Genomic DNA, 1,311 nt, shown 5'->3' with positions numbered 1-1,311 from the left:
ACTATAGTCGGAGCTGGTGAGATGTCCGGCGTTGAGTCCAATTAAACCGCAGGCTCCTCCGGTTGTAGTGCTCCCCCGCCAATTCCTTTAAGTTTCATCCTTGCGGACGTACTTCCCAGGCGGCTCGCTTCTCGGCTTCCCTACGGCACAACACAGGCTCGTAGCCTGTGTCACACCTAGCGAGCATCGTTTACAGCTAGGACTACCCGGGTATCTAATCCGGTTCGAGACCCTAGCTTTCGTCCCTCACCGTCGGATCCGTCTTCTCGAGGTGCTTTCGCCATCGGTGGTCCGTCCAGGATTACGGGATTTCACTCCTACCCCGGACGTACCCCTCGAGCCTTCCGGTCCCAAGCCACGTGGTTTTCACCGGACGCCCGCCAGTTGAGCTGGCGGATTTCCCGATGAACCTTCGTGGCCGGCTACGGACGCTTTAGGCCCAATAATATCGGTCATCACTTGAGCTGCCGGTATTACCGCGGCGGCTGGCACCGGTCTTGCCCAGCTCTTATTCCACGACCGCCTTACAGTCGTGAAAAGCGAGGACTATATGCCCTCGCACTTGGGGTCCCCTTATCGCACTTGCGTGCAGTGTAAAGGTTTCGCGCCTGCTGCGCCCCGTAGGGCCCGGAATCTTGTCTCAGATTCCGTCTCCGGGCTCTTGCTCTCACAACCCGTACCGATTATCGGCACGGTGGGCCGTTACCCCACCGTCTACCTAATCGGCCGCAGCCACATCCTACAGCGCCTGAGCGTTTCGGGGAGTCGGCATTCCAGCATGACTCCCGTATGAACTATTAGCCTCAGTTTCCCGAGGTTATCGTTCTCTGTAGGGTAGTTTGGCCACGTGTTACTGAGCTTTTCGCCACGAGTATGAACTCGTGCAACTAGCATGGCTAAATCGGACCCCAATAGCAATGACCTCCGGCAGGATCAACCGGAATGGGTCGCGACCATTTAAACCTGGTCGCGGGGTTTTGGCGGGTGAATGGCAGCGTAATGCTGTCAAATCACCGTTCAAAGGTCCGAGTTCGTATGACATCCGTTCGGATGTCACCGAACTACTAGGGCTAACATCAGATACCGTCTTGCGGCGTACCGCAGGGGCGGAATCCTCATTTCCTTCGGACCTGAACCGAGGCGATTCGAGGGTATAAACCCTTCGAACCCCGTTCGGTTCAGGGCCGGTGAGGCAGGACGCGTTGAATCGCCCTGCAATCGCGGTGTGTCGTTCGCATTCATCCAAAATGCCTTGGACCACTTAAGGCCGTCGTATCGTGGCGACCCCCGGGAAGGTGTGTCATCCCGGTG

General features: G+C 57.4%; 1 rRNA gene. It reads right to left on the bottom strand.

Features of this window, described 5'->3' with window-relative positions:
* A 16S ribosomal RNA gene (locus AM590_RS18415) occupies positions 1–944 on the bottom strand; the annotation flags it as partial.
* Between the last annotated feature and the right edge of the window lie 367 nt (positions 945–1,311).

It is taken from the genome of Haloferax sp. Q22 (assembly GCF_001482285.1).
Lineage (GTDB): Archaea > Halobacteriota > Halobacteria > Halobacteriales > Haloferacaceae > Haloferax.
This window is presented reverse-complemented; position numbering and strand designations above follow the sequence as displayed.